7 protein-coding genes are annotated in these 18181 nt (G+C 37.7%); 6 read left to right on the forward strand and 1 reads right to left on the reverse strand.

What is annotated here, in order from left to right; translation table 11 throughout:
* The first annotated feature begins 10 nt into the window (after positions 1-10).
* On the forward strand, positions 11-454 hold the full coding sequence (locus IKS50_RS07790) for a hypothetical protein (protein ID WP_292847978.1): 444 nt from the start codon (positions 11-13) through the stop codon (positions 452-454).
* 69 nt (positions 455-523) lie between these two features.
* Here IKS50_RS07790 and IKS50_RS07795 read toward each other — a convergent pair whose 3' ends face one another.
* Entirely contained in the window at positions 524-1393 is an 870-nt protein-coding gene (locus tag IKS50_RS07795; RefSeq protein WP_292847981.1) for an Ig-like domain-containing protein, read from the reverse strand.
* 220 nt (positions 1394-1613) lie between these two features.
* Between IKS50_RS07795 and IKS50_RS07800 the strand changes: the two genes are divergently transcribed.
* From IKS50_RS07800 to IKS50_RS07820, 5 genes are all read left to right on the forward strand, one after another.
* Positions 1614-1823, forward strand: a complete 210-nt coding sequence (locus tag IKS50_RS07800) for a hypothetical protein (RefSeq protein WP_292847983.1) — start codon at positions 1614-1616, stop codon at positions 1821-1823.
* 164 nt (positions 1824-1987) lie between these two features.
* On the forward strand, positions 1988-9682 hold the full coding sequence (locus tag IKS50_RS07805) for a hypothetical protein (RefSeq protein ID WP_292847985.1): 7695 nt from the start codon (positions 1988-1990) through the stop codon (positions 9680-9682).
* 43 nt (positions 9683-9725) lie between these two features.
* A complete protein-coding gene (locus IKS50_RS07810) occupies positions 9726-14186 on the forward strand; it encodes a right-handed parallel beta-helix repeat-containing protein (protein WP_292847987.1) in 4461 nt (1486 codons plus the stop codon).
* 121 nt (positions 14187-14307) lie between these two features.
* Positions 14308-16350 (forward strand): hypothetical protein, encoded by a 2043-nt coding sequence (locus IKS50_RS07815; RefSeq protein WP_292847989.1) that lies wholly within the window; start codon positions 14308-14310, stop codon positions 16348-16350.
* A gap of 21 nt (positions 16351-16371) precedes the next feature.
* Positions 16372-18162 (forward strand): hypothetical protein, encoded by a 1791-nt coding sequence (locus IKS50_RS07820; RefSeq protein ID WP_292847991.1) that lies wholly within the window; start codon positions 16372-16374, stop codon positions 18160-18162.
* The last annotated feature ends 19 nt before the right edge of the window (positions 18163-18181 follow it).

Consider the following 18181-nt stretch of genomic DNA (forward strand, 5'->3'; position numbering starts at 1 on the left):
TAGTGATTGTATGAACATAAACAGAAAACATATAATTATTCTTTTAATCTTAATAGGTGCGATATTCATTGTTTGCGCCGCTTCCGCTCAGGGGGTAAGTGCAGCAAAAACATCAAAAACAACTGTTAAGATTCATAATTTTAAGTCAGGAGTATTATGGGCTCCAAAAGCTATAAAACTTAATAATGGCGATGCTATAGCAGGGTATGTTGAATACTCCGGAAACATGCAGTTTAACAAAGGAACTGGAGTGGTAACCTGGTTTGTCGGCAATGGCATGAATGGGGACATCGAACCTCACCACACCAAGCTTGTTAAAGTCAAATTCTATTTCAAGAATGCTAAAGGCAAAGTCAAAACCAAAACAGTAAAGGGAAATAGCGCTCACATTTCCACCAGCTTAATTAATGGATACACTCCTTATAAAGCTACTGTCTGGTATAAAACTAAATAATGTTGAATATTATTATTCAACTTCTTTTTTTTTATTTGATCTGAAAAAATAAGAAAAGACTCAAAGGAGCTATTTGATTCTTTTATAACTCTCTTGAGTGTATTGTACTTTTACTTTATTAACTTTGATGTTTTTAGGATACCAAGTAGTATACTCGCTGTTTTTTGAAACCTTATACCATTTGGTCCATATCCATTTGCCGCTTTCTTTAAAATGCATTTTAATTGAAAACTTAATGGTTCCGGATGTGTCCTTCTTGGCCATTAAAGCCCCGAACACATAAACTCCACTTTCACTGCCTCTATATGTGTAAAGACTATATTTGCCTTTTTTAAAAGTTTTGCTGCCTTTTTTAAGAGGAACGGTCATAGTCTTTTTCTTATGGACTATCTTGTATTTTTTAACAAGTTTAGGTTTTTTAGAGATTACTTTAAAAGTACTGCTCTCTCCGCTATCAACTGATGCACTGGCAGTATAAGTTTTTGAATAATACTTTGTTTTAGTTAACTTTTTGCTAGTTTTTTTAGTAGTTGTTTTTGAAAGAGCGGTTTTGGGACACTTGACGGTCTTGGTTGCAACACCATTTGCATCGGTTACTGCGGTGTATGTTTCACCGTTGAGTTTAAATGTCACTTTCATTCCTTTAACTGGGCCGCTTGAGTTTTTTACAACCGCCTTTAAAGTAATGTACTTACCCTGAGTTCCACTAACGGCATATGTGGTAATTGTCGGTTTTCCAGGTGCAGGTGTTGGATTGTCGTGTGTCTCTTGTGGAGTTTCATTCTGAAGAACTTCTGCATCTTCTGAAAGAGTTAAATTTTCGGTTGGCGTTTGCTCAACACTTAACGTCTCGTTGTCGTCGTTGGTTAAATTTTCACTAGCTGAGACAGCGCCCACCAGTATGAATAGTAAAACGACGAATATTATTGTTTTTTTCATGGATTATTATATTTGTGAAAAGCATTATATAAGTTTCACTATTCAATTAAAAGATAATTCTTTTGATTTAGGGTCAAAATCCAAAGATAATGCCTTTAATTAAACGGATTCTTTTAAAAAAGGAAAACAGATGATGTGGCAGGCATTGAAAAATAGGCCAATAATGAGGATTGAATCCAATCAGGTTTCATAGACAAATTAACTATAATAAGTCATAATCATGTTTGTTTTCATATTGGATGGTAGAAAATATTTTGTTTTAAATTTCAAGTTCATCATTGGCCTGATGATTGAAAATACAATTATTTCAGTGGATATTAAAAAGATGTTGTTAATGAAAAATAGGGAGAAAAAGGACAACTTCCATGTTGATTTGATTGCCCATGAATTGGCAGTATTGAATTTTTTACAAGGTGGTATTTTTGAATGAAAAGTTATCTGTTTTTTGAACATTCATCATAAAATATCGAATTTAATGGAATTATTTTCACTATTTTTTAGAAATGTCAATTAATTCATTTTTCAAAAACTGAAAGTTATAAATACTTTTCATCGCATATATATACTTGTATATTTAATGAATTGGGTTTTAACATGAAGATTAAAGAGATTGTGCTGGTATGCATTTTACTGGCAATTTTAACAATGGGAGTTGTTAGCGCAGAGGAGGGCTCTGATTTTAATGAAACGCTAACAGCAGATATTGATGATGAAGTGTCGGTTGATGCTTCACTCGACGATGAAATGATTTCTGGGGAGAGTGGCGAGTTGGCTGCATCCTCAGACAGTGATGTAATCGGTGATGATTCTGACGAGATTATAAATGTAGATACCGAAACGGAATTTTCCACTAATGAAGATGATCTGGATGAAATATTTGCATCAGTTACAGTTCCTGAAGGCACTAACGGAAACGTAACATTCACAAAAGGCAACAATGTATTTTTCAATAGGGCTTTAAGCGACTTTGCAGATGACCAAATTGATGGTGATACATATAATATTGCCCTTAGGGAAGACGGCAAATTCCTCTTTGAAGATTTTGAAAATGATGACATGTTCTTTGTTACATTTTTAGATGAATATGGAGATAAGGTTGCAAGGAAAGTATACTTCATTAACCTGGGTGAGAACACCATTAGTTTTGAAAATGATGACAGTGCGGATCCGGACAATTATGAGGAAGTTGAGGGTGGCTTATCAATATTTATTATGGAAATGGATATCAATTCACCTTATTCCCTAATTAAAGTCAGCAAATGGCCGGAAGGAATTGACGATGATTTTGAAATCAGTCTTAAAAAGGATGATGACGATGCAATAGTGACTTCATGGAATTTGAATTCACTTGATAGAGACCGTGCAGGATATGCAATGTGGAATCTTGAAGATTTGGAAATTACCAGTGATGGCTGCTATTCAATAAGTTTTTTATTCACCATTGATGGCGCTCCTATGGAGATTGATGCGGGAGAGGTAGATATATGGCCTGCTGAAGAAATAGGTCCGGAAAATTTCGATTGCTGGATATCTACTCATGAGTCCAAAGATAATCATGATGCAGAGATATGTAATGTCTGGATTAACGGAGAACTTCACGGAGGCACTTTCATTTTAAGAATTGAGAAATTCGATGGAACCAGTGATGAATATACTATGGATGTTGGTGATGAAGATATTCGCTGGAAATTGGAGGATTTGGACATTATTGATGAAGTTGGAGTCTACACCATCAATTTGACATACGTAAATGAGGATAATGGAATATCCTTGGCCGAAAACCATATTTTCGAATTGACACAATTTAATTATAATACCTGTGACAATGTTTATGAAACCTATCCGTTCGACGTTATAAGGTTCCATGACGAAAATTTCATCGAAGTTTATGTCAACGGAGAAAAATGCGATCCTAGCGGTGAAAATCCATACAGATGGACATTGGCAGATTTGAACATTAAAGACGCCGGCGAATATGAAATTGCCATCAGCGCATATGATGAGGAGGAATTAGTTGAAAATTTCACCTACACATTAAATGTAAATGAACTGAATGATGAAGATATTTACTTCATCTATGATAATCTCGGTGTTGAAAGCTGGGGTTTGGACAATCCTGTTTTATATCTCATATTCCCTAACGACATGGCAGGAAAACAATTCAAAATGTTCATCCACGATATATTTTTCGAGTTGGAATTTGAAGAAGGAATGAACTGGACTTTGGAGGATTTGGAAATTGACCATAACGATGATTATGAAATCAGACTTTATGTTGAAAATGAAGAGGGCGAAGACGAAGAAAGGGCTTCTGCATGGTTCAACGTCAACGGCATAATCTCTCAAGACAGCTTCGGCTGGTGGATATCCTCCCATGAATCAATAGAAAATTCTGGAAGTGACATATGTAACGTCTGGCTTCGTGATGATATTGGCGAAGGCACTATAATTTTAAGAATCGAGAGATTTGATGGGGCCTTTGAGGAATATTCTGCAGATGTTGACGACGGCGACATACAATGGAAAATGAGTGATTTGGAAATCCTCAGCGAACTTGGAGCATACACCATTAATCTGACATATGTAATCGATGATAAGGAAATACCATTAGCTGAAAATTATGGTCTCACATTGACAAAATTAGGCAATTATGAGGTATGTGAAGATGTTCATGCCCTATATCCGTTTGAAGTTATAAGATTCGATGATGCGGGAGGAGCTTATACAGTTGAGGTTTATGTTAATGGAGTACAATACCTTCCTGGAAGCAGCAATCCGTTTAAATGGACATTGGAGGATTTGAACATTGCAGATGCCGATGAATATGAGATTACCATCAGCACATATGATGATGACGGATTCATTGAAAACTTCACCTACACATTGAATGTGGATGATGACGCTTCCAACTTCAGAGCTTTTGTAAATCCATTTGGTATTGAAAGGAGTGAAATGAACGGGCCTGTACTATATCTCTTATCTCCTCAAGAGCGCATTGGCGAACATCTGATTATCCGAATAAATGAAAATGAAATTCCTATTGAGGTCACTTCTACTTTGATGGGATGGACCTTGGATGATCTGGGAATTGACCAAAATGGCAATTATGAGGTCCAATTCCTCGATGAAGAGAATGATGAGTTGGACAATACAGAAATGGAAGTTAACTGTTTCATAAATATTTATGTAAAGACTGAAGCTTACAATGATTATTGGGACAATATAATTTCACTTTCTATTCCATATGGCGAATCAGGATTGGCCTATGTTATTGTGGATGGCGAAGTAAAATTTACCACTATTGTCAGAAATGAAGGCTGGAATGATGGTTATGTATATGGATGGAGGTTAATCCACTTAAACATGACTCAAGTGGGGGTCTATGATGTTGAAGTCATATTCTTCAACGGCAATTATAACGAAACACTTTATGATGAGACTATCGAAGTCAAAGAATTTGCAAATGATACCTATAGGGCAAAATTCGATTGGAGTAATTATTTCGAACTGTTCTGTCCGGAAGGTTTCGATGGAGAAACTATTAATGTATCAATATGGAATTATGAGGATGATGAAATCGTCGACGTTGTTACTTATGAAATCAACAGCACCCATCTCAATAAATGGAATAAATTCTACTTTGAAGATTATGATATTGAGGACATCGGCATAGAAATTGAAATAAGTAATTTTGGCAATGTCGAAGCTGAAAGTTATTCACATGAAGAGGATGATGATGAAGCGGACTACGTACAACATTGGATAGATGCCATGTATGGACAGCGCGGTCCCGGCAGCTATGTTGCAGAAATCACCATTCCATTTGGAAGGGATGTAAGCAACGCTACTGTCACTGCTAAAAGCAGAAACTTCACTTTCACCAGAAAACTAAGTGATTTCGGCGATTATGAATGGTTATATGGATGGTACACCTATTATATCACTTATGAGGATTTGGATTCCTTTGAAAGCATTGACGATAAGGATATAATCGATTTCACATTCGAATTTGAAAACGGAAAGGATACTTCCACTTGGGTTGTTCAAAAAGAGGATGACTGGGTTGCATTATATAAATATGTGCCTTCAAAAGATTATGAAAATGACTTATTTGATGTGTTTGCCGGTGATGAGGATGATGAAAATCAATATAGTCTTTCCAGACCGGATGAGGAATTTGCAGAAGCAAAGATTGCGGAAATCTATAATGTCACAGTAGCCGAAATCAACATAACTTCCAACGGCAGAGTCCTGAAATACATCAAACTAACAGATTTCGAAGACAAATATGAATTCCATTATGACGGAGGATATTATATGTATGCCCGTGCCATTAAGTTTGGCGAAGTCGATTGGTCCGGTGTCGAGGATGGAGATATGATTGAATTCACCCTGATTTATGACGGTAAGATAATGTCCGTCAAGCAAAGGACATATTGTGTCTCTGAAGACGATTCCGTATATTTCGGCATATACGACAAAGATGAATTGAGAGGCACTGTCCATTGGGGAGACATTGACACTCCGGAATATGGACAAAGCCAATCCGATGGCAGTTTCATCATTGTCGATGTTCCGTATTCATGCAATATCACTGAAGGAACAATCATGATTATCCGTGATGATACAGGAGAAGTCATATATCAGAAATCCTTATCCGAATTCGGCAACATTAGCGAGACTTATGTCATCAATGCAACCGATGTTGACAATGATCTCATTCCTCAAAATGTCAATTTGACTTTCGCCTTTGACTACAATGACACCCAATTGATATTCGGTCGTGGTATCAGAATCGGAGACAACATGTACCGCCATGCAATGCCGTACGAAGTGGAAGAGTATTTCAGTGTAATCTTCCCTGATGAGGACATACTGGTCAACGGCAGCGATAACGTCATAAGGATATTCACCACTGATCATGCAAACCATCAAAGCGTTCCTATCGGAATAGGCAGCGGTTACTTCAGCATATATGTCAACGGTGAAAAAGTTGAGGATTTAGGAAGATTGATACGTGTTGATGGCGAAACTGAACTTGATGTGCAGCGTCTGGTTGATAATTTCGGCAGATTATACATCTATCTGGATGATTTAAACATCACAAAAAACGGCGTATATGACATTAAAATCTTTTATGAGGTTGATAGCAATACGGCAACAACAGGAATCTATAAGACCGAATTGTACAACAACAACATCACTTTAACATCAAACGTTAAGGCAAACTATGAAAACGAGAGCGTAGAATGGCTTACAGGATATGGAGTCGATCCGGTCCTGTTATACCTTGACACCTATTATGGAGACATCAACTCAACAACCGGTACAATAACAGTTTTAAATTCAGACAATGCCACAATCCTTACCAAAAACATCAAGGACTTGACTTACGAAAACGGACGCTACTCCTTGAGATATTCAGACTTTACAAATAAGAACTTTGGAGATAAAATCACCGTCAAATACAGCGACGGAAATGAAAGAAACGGTGAAACCGATTTGGACGTACTGTGGAAAGATTTGGAACCTGAAGATTTCAATACAACAGTAATTGCTGATTTGGATGATTACTATGGCAATTTCATTAACATGAACATTCCTGATGTAATCAACACAGGCCAAATCATCGTGACTGTCAAATTCAAGAACAATCATTCCTCAAATATTTCAAACATGAACATCTCCACAAACTTCGACAGCAATGCAGTTTACACATTCAATGTGGCCGACATCAAGGCCAATTATGAAAACGGCAAATTCGGATTGTCACTGTCTGATTTGGAATTCTATGAAGTCGATGGCGCTTATGATGTTGATGTCAAATTCACAGGCGACGGAACAAGCATTTTGAATGTTGCAAACAAGACATTCGACGTTGCACTTTCAGAAGATGTGATAATAACCATCAATGAGACTTCAAGATTCGGATTGGAACTTCCGTTTGCCACAGTCCAGATATTCGAGCCTATGGGAGCCTACGCAGAATTGTACATTGATGGCGTGCTCTACTCACACAAAACATTTGAAAAAGGTTTGATTACATTCATGTCCTCTCCTAAATGGACTCCTGGAGTTCACACTGCTGAAATCAAGGTTGTAAACAGTCAGTTTGAAGTGATATTGAACCAATCATCAACAGCATTTGAAGTTCTAACTCAAAGCGAAGGCATTGAAGTCACAGTTCCTGAAATAATCAAGGAAAATGAATTGGCTTACATTACATTCAACGCTCCTGTAAACGGTACACTGCTGATTAGAGTTGACAACGGAAACATTGAATTGTTTGAAGTTCATGAAGGCAAAAACCTAATTCCTTTAGGTTCATTGGCATACGGCAACCATACCGTCTGGATGTTGTACAATGAGACTCTTGAAAATGGAAGCATCGCGTTTTACAATAACTATCTATACATTTTCGCCGGCGATGACGGACATTGGGTAGACTTGCCTGACCCGCTGGTATTGAACGACGACGATACAATCAGATTTGACCTTGGCAAAGATGCGACAGGTACCATTTCACTCTACATTGACGGAGTATTGTATAAAGTGATTGATTTGGTCAACGGTACAGGTGAAATCAAAATAGATGAGGAATTCTTCAATGCAACCGGCAAATATGGCCTTCACAATTACACCATAATCTATTCCGGTGACGGCACTCATCCTGAACTGATACGAAACGGCACATTCAATGTGGAATACCTATTCAGGGACAACATTCCAGATGAAGGTTTCCCTTTAAGCGACATTTACAGTATTGTAATCACATTACCGGAGGATGCAAAAAACAATGCGACTTTCACTATTGGTAATGATGTCTACAACTGTCCGGTTGTAAACGGTCAGGCCACATTGGAATTGGAAGGTTTGGACATGGGAGAATATGTTGTGGACATCAGCTATTTGGGTGATGACAGGTATCCTCAAACCACCTACAGCAAAGTTCTTAACGTCTCATATTACGGTGTTGTCGGATACATCAAGGACGGCAGAAGAATTGTCAGTCTAAGACTTCCGGGCAATGCAATAGGCAATCTAACAATCTATAATGACAACATGAATTCCAAATTATACACTAAGGCTTTGGTCAATGGCAGAGCTTCATTTGACTTAACTGATTTGCCTGTTGGAATTTATGATTTAAGAGCGGTCTATGAGGGTAATGACTATGATGTTAAAGCATATAACGATCACTTCAAGGTAATGCCTTATGTATACATAACTCAGGATGTGCTTATGGATGATAACGTGACCATATTCATGGATCTGGACAACTCCACAGGTTACATATTGATTGTTATGGATGGCCTTTCACCTGTCCTTCAGGAGATTGCAGACGGCAAGATAAACTACACCTTCTCAACCAAAGGATACTCATATGGAAACCATACGGTTACATTCCAATACTTCGGAAAAAGTTTTGATGGTGAAATCTTCTATGAAGAGGACAGCACAGGCAAACTCGTACCAATCAAATATGACTTGCGCATTTTGGGCTGTGAAGTAAATGTAAACAATGCATCAGATTCAGACAACTACCTGGAATTGCGTTTCTCACAAGATGCAAAAGGAACAGTTGAATTCTTCATCAACGGTGTAAAATATGCCGTTGTCGATATCGTTGACGGAATTGCAAGGTTAGACATCTCCAAATTCAAAAACGGAAAATATCTAATCAGTTGGGTATATTCAGGTGACTCCAAATATAAATCCACTAAAAACGATTTCTACTTGACAGTCAGCCACAAAACCGCAAAAATCGTTGCTCCAGACTTCAAGACACTTTACACAGCAAACAAGAAATATTCCGTCAAGGTCTATGACGCCAAAGGCAAACTTGCAAGCGGCGTGAGCGTCATATTCCTGATTAACAATAAGGCATACAAGACAGTCAAAACAGATAAGAAGGGTATAGCAAGCGTTGCAATAGCGCAAAAACCTGGCACTTATAAAATTACCGCTAAAGCTTTAGGCACAAGTGTGACCAAAAAACTGACAGTTAATCACTTATTAACTCTTAAAAAGGTTAAAGTGAAAGCTTCAGCCAAAAAACTTGTCATTAAAGTCACACTTAAGAAGGTGAACGGAAAATACTTGAAAGGCAAGAAAATAACCCTCAAGTTCAACGGCAAAAAATTCAAAGCCAAAACCAACAAGAAGGGTGTTGCGAAATTCACAGTCAAATCAAGTGTACTTAAAAAGCTCAAAGCAGGCAAAAAGGTAAAATATCAAGCAACATATAAAAAGGACACAGTAAAACAATCAGTAAAAGTTAAAAAATAAGGATTCATTTCCTTATTTTCTTACTTAATTAGGGTGCGGATTTATGAAATACAGGGGAATAATGTTAATAACGCTTTTATTATTAGCAATTTTAATGATAGGGGCTGTCAGTGCATCCGATGAAAACGTTACGGATACATTGACGGTTGAAGATGACTCCGATGAAATTGAAATGGATTCGGCTGATGAAGAATTGATGGCCAGTGATGACAGTGAAATAGTTGGTGATAGTCATGTATATGGAAATACTGCAGAGGATGTTGCTAACGAGATTAAAAATGCTCAGGAGGGAGATGTCATCTATTTAGATGGGAGATCATTTGAAGGTACATCTTATGCACTTCAAAACAGTAATATTAGAAATATCACCATTCATGGAGGAAGTAACGAGGATAGTCCTATAATGGCAACATTCACTTTTAATGGTTGGGCTTTCTGGATGGGAGGAGCAAATTTAGACCATGTCAGATTTGTTAATATCAAATCTTCAAGTTCTTTGTTCCAATGCTCAAGCCCGGGATCAATGACCAATTGTGAATTTATAAACTGTGAATCAGTTGGGCAGTTCATATCTTGGTCGGGTGATAAAAATACTCAAACTGCTTATCCGGTTTATAATTGTACTTTTATCAATTGTCATCAAACTTATAATAGTTTTGAGGACGGTCATGGTCAATTTGCTGTCGGTTTTGGCGTTCATATTGATGGATGTAATTTTATCAATACCTCATCCGCCCATCATGGAGGGGCCATATGTATTGCTGATGAGTCTCGTTGGGGTTATGACGAATTTCCTCCATTTGAATACCTGCCTTCAACTATAACTAACACAAATTTCATTGGCGTTACGTCCAGATGGTTTGCTGTTTATATTCATGGTCATTTTTCAGATTCTCCTTGCACAGGGTTATCTGGAAATGAAGTTGTAGAAAATTGTACATTTATTAACTGTAGCGCAACAGAAGGATTTGGGGCCTGTCTTGGAATCGGCCATGATGATATTGTTGTTCGGAATTGCAAATTCATAAACAATACTGCCGGACAGGGAGCGGCAATAATGATTGGCGGAATTTCACATGAAGACGGTAGTTTGGGGAATTTTGCATTCAATGAGATGGGAAATGGAGGAAATAATGTATCAATTATTAACTGTACTTTTGTAAACAACACCGTTTCCGTATATGACTGTCCTTGGATAGATTATTCTTTTATTGAACATCCTTTCACATCAAGCGGAAAGGGAGGAGCAATATATGTTGGAACAAATTCCACTAAAATAGCCGATTGTGTTTTTGATCAAAATACCGCTTATGAGGGAGGTGCAATCGCTTTTGCACCAGATTCTTCCGTAGAGATTTTTAATTCAAATTTTACCAACAATTCCGCTTCAAATGGTGGTGCAATACATTCTAATCAAAGTACTAATGTCGACATCTCCAATTCCAAATTCCTAAGCAATGTTGCGGTCTATCGCGGAGGAGCCATTTATTCCGAAGGACATCTTAGTGTAAGATGTTCTACCTTTGATGGAAATGACATTGAATACCGGATTGCAAATGACCATAACGGCGGAGCGGCCATCTATAACCATGGCGGAACCCTTGTTTTGGATGATGTTAATGTTACCAATAACCTTTTAAACATTGTTATTCGCGATGGGGATAATGGAGATTTAATCGATGCGGCAATATCCACCAATGGGGATACTTTAATTAACAATTCATACATTGCAAATAACACCGGAAGCTATGGTGGGGGTGTTTTAATATATGATGGTGCTACTTTAACAGCCACTAATTCCGTTTTTGAAGGAAACAATGCTACTTACGGCGGTGCAATTTATTGCGACGGTGCAATAGTCAATGTGGATAATTGTACATTCAATAACAATGCAGCTGTAGGATCAGGTTCATATGAGGCAGATACTCAAGGTGGTGCAATTGCGATAACATATTGGGGCTCTGCAACTATTGTCAACTCCAGATTCAACAAAAACAGTGCCGCAGTTGGAGGTGCTGTAAGCTTTGCGGGTGTTTCAGACAGTTCAATTTCCAACTGTAATTTTACCGAGAACTCAGGTTCTAAGGAGGGTGGAGCAATATACTCCTGGACTCAGGAAGGAAAAACAGTAACAGTTTCCGACTCTATATTTACAGATAATACTGCAAACTTTGCAAGTGCAATTTCCAATGACGGTAAAATAATATTATCTCATAATACAATCAGCGGAGGAAATACAGTACCAATTGGAAACTATTATGGTACTATAGAATCAGAAACTTTTGTTGTTATTTTAGACAACACAACAGTCGTTACCACTTCACCAACCAATAATATAACTGCATATGTCAGTGACGATGCAGGCAATAGGATTGTCGATAAGACTCTTGTTTTCATAGTAAACGGCGAGGAAGTCCTCACTGCTTACAACAGGAATACGGGAGTTCATACAGGAGAATATACTTTCATAAATCCCGGAACTTATGTGGTTGGTGCAAAATCATATGATGCAGAACATGTATCTGCAGGAGAACTGATGTTTGAAAGTCCGTTAAGCATGTTGCAGGATCTGATTAACAACAATACGAATGGAACAGTTGATTTGAAGTGCTCATATGCATACGTAGAATCATATGATTTGGGAAATAAAGATACAGGTATCATAATCGATAAGGATTTAACAATAAACGGCAATGGATTGTTTATTGGCGGAGGGGATATTTCCAGAATATTCACTGTAAATTCAGGCAAAACACTTACCTTGAACAATGTCAGCATAATCAACGGTAATGCCAATGAAGGTGCGGGGGTTTATGTAAATGAAGGTGCCACTTTACTCGTAAATTCCGTATTATTCGCCAATAATCTCGCCGCAAACGAGGGTGGAGCAATATACCTTTGCAATAATGCTGACGGTCAGGTGAACCACTGTACTTTTTCCAGTAATAGAGCAGCGAATAACGGTGGGGCAATATATTCCCTGAATTATCTCTTCCCTGTTTCAAATTCCCATTTCGCAATGAATTCCGCTGTCAAGGGAAGTGCAATTTACAACTGTACTGTTGAAGGCTGTACCTTTGAAGGAAATGCTCAGCCGGAAATCTATCCAATCAAGGTTCATCCGGAGATAGAAGTCACTTTCAATCAAACGCTATACCATTACGGCCAATCAGCAGAGATTATGATCTCCCTTCCAAGCAATGCCACAGGAGTGGTCAATGTTGCCATATCCACTAAAAAAGATGGAGTCCTTTCCAATTACACATTTTCCTTAAGTGAGGGCAGTGCATGTTTGTTTGTTCAAATTTTGCCTATTGATTTATATAATTTGACAATACAATATTCCGGCGATCCTAATTATTATGAAGGAGAATTGAATACTGCATTCAGCATACTGCCAATAATCAATATCACGGAAAAGGTTATTGCGACCAGTTACGGACAGATTACAATGGACTTTGGCAGTATCTCAGACGACTTTGTTGACATATTCATTGACGGCAAACGCTATGCAAGTCTAATAATTGATGAGGGCATATTGAACTACACCTTCTCAACAAACAAACTTCCAGTTGGAAACCATGCGATAACATTCAAATATGATGGAACCGCCGTTGACGAAAACCTTTTCAGTTACTGGGATTTGGCTTCAGGCAAATACAAACCAATCGAATTCACTATCGAAATATTGCCGATAAATGTAATTATCGAGCCGGAAACCAGTGAGGAATACGAATATTATGAAGCATGCGTATATGATGATGAAGGAAAGGTTGCAACTGATGCTGAAGGTACCATAGAATTCTTTGTAAACGGAGTTTCAGCGGCAGTTGTTAAAGTTGTAAACGGTATTGCGCTGCTCGACATATCAAAATATAAAAACGGGCAATATGAAATCAGCTGGAAATATTCAGGAGATAGCAAATACAACAAATCTTCAGGCCGGTCAGTCATGAAAATCAACCGTATACCTATCAAGATTGTTGCAGGTGATTTAAGCATTGTATATACTTCAGCCAAAGTGTATTCCGTGAAAGTTTATGGGGTTACAGGCAAAATCGCAAAAGGGGCTAAAGTAATCTTTTTAATCAACAACAAGGCTCACAAAACAGTCAAGACAAATGCCAATGGAGTTGCAAATATCGCCATTTCAAAAACTCCAGGATCATATAAGATTACCACAAAAGCTTTAGGTGCCACAGTAACTAAAAAACTCACTGTACAACATGCTTTGAGTCTCAAAACAGTAAAGGTTAAAACATCAGCCAAAAAACTGGTTATAAAAGTAACACTTAAAAAGATTGACGGCAAATACTTGAAAGGCAAAAAAATAACCCTCAAGTTCAACGGCAAGAAATTCACCGCCAAAACCAGCAAGAAGGGCGTTGCCAAATTCACAGTTAAATCAAGTGTGCTTAAAAAGCTCAAAGCAGGCAAAAAAGTGAAATACCAGGCAACCTATAAAAAGGACACAGTTAAAAAATCCGTTAAAGTTAAAAAATAAGGTTTTTCCTTATTTTTTCTTATTTTTTTGAAATTTATCATAATAGCTAGTTTTTTTCAAAATCAATTTAAAACATCTAAATGTAAAGTTATATTTACTTATTATATAATAATATTATAATATGAAACTTAAGCTAACAATTTTGAGTATAATTATTTTAACTATTATCTCATTGTCCTGTGTTAGCGCTGCTGACAATTCAACAGCCATAAGTGCTGATGAAAGTATCGTTTGCGACAATCCGATAAGCGTTAACACTGATGAAAATGCTGTTCCTGATGTATCGGCTGGCGTCAGTGATGAAATCAATGTAACATTTGATGAAATGATGTGGGAGCAGAATTTAACAGATATTAATGTGGAATTGCCTGAAGATGCTTCAGGCGATTTCTGTATCAAGATTGATGATGAGGTAATCTATAACCAGACAATCACCGAAAAGTCATTCAAGGTTCCGGTCAAGCTTCCTAAACGCTTTCCGGAATTTGTCATAACTATCTATCCTCCGGTGGATTGTAGGCAGTATACGGTCAGCGCCTTCTACAACGGCATTGATTTGAACCTTACAGCTCCATTGAAAATCATGAAGTATCCTCCGGATTACAGTCTCCTGCATTTTCCGGACGAAATAGTCCAAAACGATAATAACTATTTGATGTTGGCGTTTCCAAGATCTGCAAACGGCATCGTGGAGTTTTACATTGACGATAAACTGTTCAATAGGACTACTGTAAGGCCTACCTTCAGCTGGGACAACGCACCGTTTTCAAAGTTGTCCTTGGGCAACCATACCTTGAGGGTGCATTATCTGGGAGACAAATATTACAATGCCTTCAATAAGACATTCAATTTCACCGTAGTCAATGTTCGCATCGACATTCCAAAAGTTGTCAATATCGGTCATGATGACTGCATTTCAGTCAAAACATTGAAGAAATACACAGGAACCGTTAAGGTCTACATTGACAATAAACTGGTTAAGACTTCAAAGACACAAAACGGAGAATACATATTGTCATTGGAGGAGTATATCAAGTACACAAACCATGAAATCAAAGTGGTCTACAGCGGAAGCGATTTCTCAAGAACCAAAACACAGTCAGTCAACATGACATATGACTTTGACGTTTGGCCTATGTATCTCACATATGGCGAGGATAGCACCATTGAAGTCATATTGCCTGACACCCTAAACAGGAAGCTTTTGACAATCACTATAGATGGAGTGAAATATAAATTCACACAGCCTAAAAACAGCGGCAACAACATGGCTGCAGTCGATGTATCAAAGCTCGGTGCGGGAAATCATTCAATGGTCGTCTCATTCGCAGGTGACGATAAGTTCTATTCCCTAACCAGAACATATAACTTCACCGTCAACTATGAGTTCATGATTCCAACCGATATAGAATATAAGGATTCATCCAAAATCTATCTTAAGCTTCCAAGCAATGCAAACGGTGCTTTGGTGGTTTATGTCGACGGCAAGCTATTCAAGTCATCCAAATTGAATAACGGATATGCGGAAGTTAAGATAGGTAAATTGGCTCCTGGAAATCATAATATTACAGTCAAATACGATGGCAAAGACTATAATCTCAGCGATGAGCATTCAAGCGTCTATGTGGCTCCAAAGATTTCATTGACATACTTCTTCAGGGCAGGCGAGAACAAGTACATAAGCGTCGAAGTTCCGAAAGACTGCAAAGGGTATGTGATTTTCAACATCGACGGCAAAGACCATAAGGTCGCAATCAAGGATGGAATAGCAAAATTCTCACTTAAAAAACTTAAAGTCGGCGAACATGATATTTACGTCAGCTATTATGGAAACAACGGTGTTGAGGATTTGGACAACTGGAGAGTGGTTACAGTTTCCAAGCAATTGGTCAAACTGACACTCAAAAAGGTCAAGGTCAAAAAGTCAGCCAAAAAGCTTGTTATTAAGGCAACTCTAAAAATCAATAAAAAAGCGGTAAAAGGCAAAAAACTCACCTTCAAATTCAAAGGCAAAAAATACACAGCAAAAACCAACAAAAAAGGAATCGCAAAAATAACCATTAAGAAAAACGTGCTTAAAAAACTTAAAGTAGGCAAAAAAGTCAAATATCAAGTTAAATATGGCAAAAAAGTTGTTAAAAAAACAGCAAAAGTTAAAAAATAAGTTAACTTGGGAGGGAATGTTTTGAAGATTAATAAGTTGTTCTTATTAACTTTATTTGTGATTGCTTTATTTGCGCTAAGCGCGGTAAGCGCAAGTGATGATGTGAATGCCACAGACAATAGTCTTCAGGCAACTGAAGATGATGAATTGTCTGCGGGAGTAGATATTTATACAGACACTGACGATGGCGAGTTTGTCGTCGGAGAGGATGATACAATAACCGTTGAAATACCTGAGGGCACAACCGGTGAGTTGACCGTCAGCATCAATGGAACTCCCGCCAGGCTTTATTATGATGAGGACATGGATGAAGACGGCTACATATATTTAAATCATTCCAAAGCAACAAGCACATCACTGCCTAATTTGCCTTATGAAGACGACATTGATGAAGATGAAGGCATTGCGGAATATGAAATCTCATTGGATAAGCTGCCTGTAGGAAAAACCTACAAAGTTCTTGTCAAATTCGTAACTTCTTCTAAAACATACTCCAAATCATTCACAATTAAACTGCTTGGTGAAGGCGGCCAAGACCCGGATGATGATGTTGACATCGATGTTGAAGACAGCTACCTTTTCAACAAGTCAACCAACGTAATCAACATTACCGCACCCAAAAGCATAATCGGCAATCTGGACATCAAAATCAATGGAAAATCCTATGATTTAAATCTAGTTTCAGATACTATGGGATTCATCAATATTTCAAAACTGGAAATAGGGGAATATACAATTGTCGTAAATTGGGATGGTGATTCAACTGAGGATTATTTTGAGGTTGTGGCTATTCATTGGCCGGAAACTCTGGTTTACGGATCTTCAGGTTACGTCACTTTTAATTCACCGGATAGTGTAGCGGGTAATTTCACCGTCACAATCGATGGAAATATTGTAGGCAGGGTTAAAGTGGAAAAAGGCTATGCCCAAGTATTGATTGCGAATTTAAGCGCCGGAACTCATGAAATTAAAGCTGAATATCCTACCGAGGGAAATGAAACAGATGAAGTTGAAGGGGAAATGGAAGTGATGCCAAAAATCACTATTCCAAGTGAAATGACCGTCGGAGAGGACAAATACTTAATTATAGAGGTTGGAAATACAACTGGCGTCGCCCATATTCAAGCCGATTTTGAAAATTATGCAACAGTTAATGTAAAAGGCATCACTCGCATATCCTTAAAAAATCTTGAGGATGGGGTTGTAACAATCTCTTTAAACTATGTGAGTGGAGCGTTTGAATTTGATGAGGATTATGATATATTGGTCAATCCTGTCCCGATTAAAATAGTCTCCAATGATGTAAGCGTTTTCTACACTCAAGGAGGAGCTTTAAATGTCAAAGTCTATGGCACCAATGGAAAATTGGCTGATAAGGAGGACATCCAATTAAAACTTGGCAAGAAGACATACTGGATAAGCACCAACAAGAATGGCATAGCAACATTCAAAATACCAGGGGATTTGGCTCCAGGCAAATATCAAATCACTGTAAAATACGAAGACGGTGTGGTTAAAAGCGCTATTGTAGTCAAACACATATTGAAGCTTAAGAAAGCAAAGGTTAAGAAATCCGGCAAAAAATTGGTATTAAAAGCAACCTTAAAATACGGTAAAAAGCCTATCAAAGGCAAAGAAATCACCTTCAAATTCAAAGGCAAAAAATATGTTGCAAAAACCAACAAAAAAGGAGTTGCAAAGGTAAAAATTAAAAAATCAGTTCTTAAAAAACTTAAAGTCGGCAAAAAAGTAAAATGCCGAGCAACATACCTAAAAGACACTGTCAAAAAATCCGTAAAAGTTAAAAAATAGGAATTTGTTTCCTTATTTT

The sequence above is a fragment of the Methanobrevibacter sp. genome, assembly GCF_017539065.1.
In the GTDB taxonomy this organism is placed as follows: domain Archaea; phylum Methanobacteriota; class Methanobacteria; order Methanobacteriales; family Methanobacteriaceae; genus Methanocatella.

Excerpts from the sequence above, each read along its gene's own strand:
- IKS50_RS07790 (WP_292847978.1), top strand. The coding sequence starts at position 11 with ATGAACATAAACAGAAAACATATAATTATTCTTTTAATCTTAATAGGT.
- IKS50_RS07795 (WP_292847981.1), bottom strand. The coding sequence starts at position 1,393 with ATGAAAAAAACAATAATATTCGTCGTTTTACTATTCATACTGGTGGGC.
- IKS50_RS07800 (WP_292847983.1), top strand. The coding sequence starts at position 1,614 with ATGTTTGTTTTCATATTGGATGGTAGAAAATATTTTGTTTTAAATTTC.
- IKS50_RS07805 (WP_292847985.1), top strand. The coding sequence starts at position 1,988 with ATGAAGATTAAAGAGATTGTGCTGGTATGCATTTTACTGGCAATTTTA.
- IKS50_RS07810 (WP_292847987.1), top strand. The coding sequence starts at position 9,726 with ATGAAATACAGGGGAATAATGTTAATAACGCTTTTATTATTAGCAATT.
- IKS50_RS07815 (WP_292847989.1), top strand. The coding sequence starts at position 14,308 with ATGAAACTTAAGCTAACAATTTTGAGTATAATTATTTTAACTATTATC.